The 3599-nt window shown below is 60.7% G+C and carries 4 protein-coding genes; all 4 read right to left on the bottom strand.

The features are described from left to right. Positions 1-168: 168 nt before the first annotated feature. Positions 169-504 (bottom strand): hypothetical protein, encoded by a 336-nt coding sequence (locus ACYVDG_RS32500; protein WP_460764032.1) that lies wholly within the window; start codon positions 502-504, stop codon positions 169-171. Between the two features lie 119 nt (positions 505-623). Next, complete coding sequence (locus ACYVDG_RS32495) at positions 624-1529, bottom strand: FKBP-type peptidyl-prolyl cis-trans isomerase (RefSeq protein ID WP_460764029.1); 906 nt, start codon at positions 1527-1529, stop codon at positions 624-626. A gap of 113 nt (positions 1530-1642) precedes the next feature. Further along, positions 1643-2104, bottom strand: coding sequence for a hypothetical protein (locus ACYVDG_RS32490; RefSeq protein WP_460764026.1), 462 nt, complete (start codon positions 2102-2104; stop codon positions 1643-1645). 25 nt (positions 2105-2129) lie between these two features. Further along, the gene (locus tag ACYVDG_RS32485) at positions 2130-3338 is read right to left on the bottom strand and encodes a hypothetical protein (protein ID WP_460764023.1); all 1209 of its coding nucleotides are present in this window, start codon (positions 3336-3338) and stop codon (positions 2130-2132) included. Between the last annotated feature and the right edge of the window lie 261 nt (positions 3339-3599).

The raw sequence follows: 3599 nt of genomic DNA, 5'->3' as shown, positions 1-3599 counted from the left end.
TGCCACGCCACGAAGGTTACCTACGAGCAGGTTCTTAGTGACCCTTTCACCCCACCGCGAACGGCATACCGCCAGGTCAGCGCGCTACCGATACGAAAATCTCCCACCCTTGGGTGAACTCAGGTCTTAGTGACCCTTTCACCCCACCGCGAACGGCATACCGCCAGGTCAGCGCGCTACCGATACGAAAATCTCCCACCCTTGGGTGAACTCAGGGGCGAACGTGGCCTGGTTCTGCCAGCCGCTGCCGAACCGGCCGCCGAAGTCGACGAACCAGCGGTACGCCTGGATCGGCGGGAGGAAGGACGGGGACTGGGGGTCAGCCGACACCACCGGCAGCGGGCCGACCGCATCGTCGGGAGCCGCCAGCACGTCCCCGTCCAGGAGGCGCCGTTTGATCTTCAGGAAGATCGCACCGTCCGGATCGTCGGGCGCACCGCTCTCACCGAAGGCGGGGGCCTGGCCGACAACGGCGCTGACCCGGTCGTCCGCGGCCGCCACCACCAGGGCGGCGTCGGCGCTCAGGCTGTCGCCCCACAGCGCGATCGATCCGGGCGGAGAGCCTGTATATGGCCTGCATGAGTGTCACCGCGCACATGGGTTTGGGCACCAATGGCAGCGAATCAGGAGGGTGGGATGACGTCGACAATGTCGATGACGTACACCAGCGTCTCGTCGCGCCCCACATCCACCGTTTCGTTGCCTCCAGAGCCATAGCCCATGTCCGGTGGGACGATCAGCATGACACGGCTGCCAGCTTTCACACCCTCCAGACCGTCCAGCCAGCCCTCGATCACCGAGGCCGGTTCCAGCGCGAAGTTCTTGGGAGACGCCCCGTACTCCCAGGTGGAGTCGAACTCTGCTCCGTCATCCCAGGTCAACGCTTGAAACTGGGTGATAACCGTGGACTCCGCCGTGGCGGACTCACCATTCCCCTCAACGAGGGTGGTCGTTGTCAGTTCTTCGGGAAGATCTGTGTCCGGCACGGTTAACTGAGGTTGCCGCCCCTGGGGGACGTGAACGTCCGGCAGCTCACCCTCGCCGTCGAAGACCGCCTCATTTTCCTCCTGGTCGACGGTCAGCCCTGCTTCGTAGCGATCCACGATGTCGTAGATGAACAGCGTCGAAGTGTCATGCTCATCGGCTTCCACCTCGCCTTCGGGGTCCGGGGAAAGCGCGGAATGGGACGGAGGGAACACCATTGCCAGGCGCGTTCCCACCTCTTCACCTTCAAAAGCCTCAGCTGCCTCAGGGGCTACTTCGGCCAATGCGGAAACGGAGAGCAGCAGGGGTGATTCCTCGTAGCTGGAGTAGGATTCGCGCACGTATCCGTCCGGTCCCCACTCATAGATCACCTGGTGGGATGCCACCAGGTCGTGCAGGGCGACTGTGCCCCCCGAGCCGCTGGTGATGACATGACTTTCCACGCTGTCGAAATCGGGGGCTTCAGGGAAGTCTACGGACGGGGTTTCTCCGACCTCCCCGGAGATTTCGGGGAATGTTCCCGTGGTGTCAGAAGAGTCGGACATGTCAGAAGTACAAGCAGTCAGCGCGACTAGCAGGAGAGCGGATACGCTGATGTACGGGTAGGCAGCCCGCGCAGATTTCGGACCCAGCGCAAGGGTGGGAGTGACAGCCACGACTACCGTCCAGATTTTTCTGCTACAGCCCACACTGAAACCCGCTCCCCTTCGGGAAAGCTGAAAACAACGCTGCGATCGACATTCTCTCCCTGCTGCACTGATGTGCATCTGCGGGGATCAACCAATTCCGTTTCGCCAATGAAGTGCCGCTCGCGCTGTTCCTCATTCAGTTCACCGTCAGGCACGGGAAGATAGTTGCCAATATTTCCGCTCCGGCAGAAATCTGCGGCACTTTCTTCGCTAGGCAAGGTGAAGGTGGTAACATACGTCGGAAACGAGTCGACTTCGCCTACAGAGAATACCTCGACGGACTCGGCAGACTCGGGAATCTCAGCTCCAGAGAGCTCCTCAAAGTCGCTCTGCTCCGCTTCTGCCGTGGGCTCAGACTCGGGTTGGTTGACCTCTTCAGTCCCGAAACAACCAGCCAGGAGCATGGTCAACAGCACGACCAGTGCAGGCACGGTGCTTCTTGGTGTCATCATATGTTCACCTGGTCCCTGGGCCGCTTGAAGACTCGTAGTGCCGCCCCTCGTCTGAAGTATAGGATCCGCTACGCCTAACCGTGTCAGAGGCCCCATACATGGTGAACTCCTGGGCCAAGCCTGCTCGATGGAGCTCTGCCAGCTCCTCGTCATCCACATCACCGATGAAAGGAATCGTGACCCCCAAGCCCCCGTCGTCAACGCCATGCCAATCGTACTGGTCTCTCATATGGACTTGCGCCTCCATATCGTAGGACCAGCTCCCGTCGTCCTCACGGGTTACCGTAATTTCCCCTGTCTGACTGTAAGCCCATGTCCCTGCCGCGTAATACCAGTCCTGTCCGTCTTCATGCAGGTTCCCTGTATGCTGCGCCCAATCAGTTCTGATCGGGAAAGTGTAGGGTCCACTTCCACCCTCTTCCTCGGCCTGATTAATCGCATCTTCGATAAGGGCAAGCTGCTGTGTCTCGGTGTCAGAGCTAAACCGGTCGACAGTATTCAGCATATGGTCAACGTTCTGCTCAAGCGGTTCTCCGCTGTTCTCCAGGAAGTGCCTCATATTCCTGGCAGCATTACCCCGACCCACGAGACCCGCCACTGTGGCTATCCGCCCCCAAGCACGATGTGTCTCTTCGTGCTCCTCCGTGGGGTCCACGGATCCGTGTTCGTTGTGTTCATCGGGCGCATTCCACTCCAGCGGTTCTATTTCCTCCTCAGTTGAGGAACCCTCGACAAGCGGACCCAACCCGTTTTCGTCGAAATCCTCGTCAGGTTCGCCACCGGCCGTGCCATCCTCGTTGAGCTCCGTCTCGTACTCTTCGTCCCGGAGATCTTCGGCGTCGACATTAATGGACTCGGCTGCGGCGTTGAAGGACTCGTGGGTCGGCGTCGCCCCGTTGCCGGACTCAGGCTGGTAGAGCAGCACTTGCGTTTCGTAGTCCTCGGAGTCAGCCAACGGAAGCAGCGCGTCGGCTTCCCCCTCGAGGTCTGGTTCACCGGGTGCGGGGAGGCCATCGTCGATGTAGGGAGGGTCGGTGTCGCCCGGGTCAGCCTCGCCAGGCTCCGCACCAGGGCCACCCGCATCGGATTCACCAGGTCCGAGAGCATCGCCGACGGCATTACCGACGCCGTCACTGATGATTCGGGGCAGACCAACCATGAACAGGGCCACTGCGACCGCTGCCACCAGCACAATGACGGCGGCGTATTCCACAAGGGAGGCTCCGCGGTCAGAGTCATGAATACGGCGCAACACGTGAGAGATCCGCTCACAGGGGGACAGAGGAACCATAGAAGATTAGTAGCCAGGCACCCACTGAGCCTTTCCGAGTAAGCGGTCGTTACGTAGGGGTGTGTCAAGTTAAGGGTGTAACTATTTTTCCTGGTCAGCGGCGTGTCGGGGTCAGCCGGCCCTCGAAGGTCACCTCGAAGGCATTCAGCGCCCGCTTCCACCGGTTGGTCCACTTGGCTCGCC

This window comes from Nocardiopsis oceani, assembly GCF_054777395.1.
The sequence above is the reverse complement of the archived record's forward strand: the minus strand, read 5'-3'. Positions and strand labels throughout refer to the sequence as shown.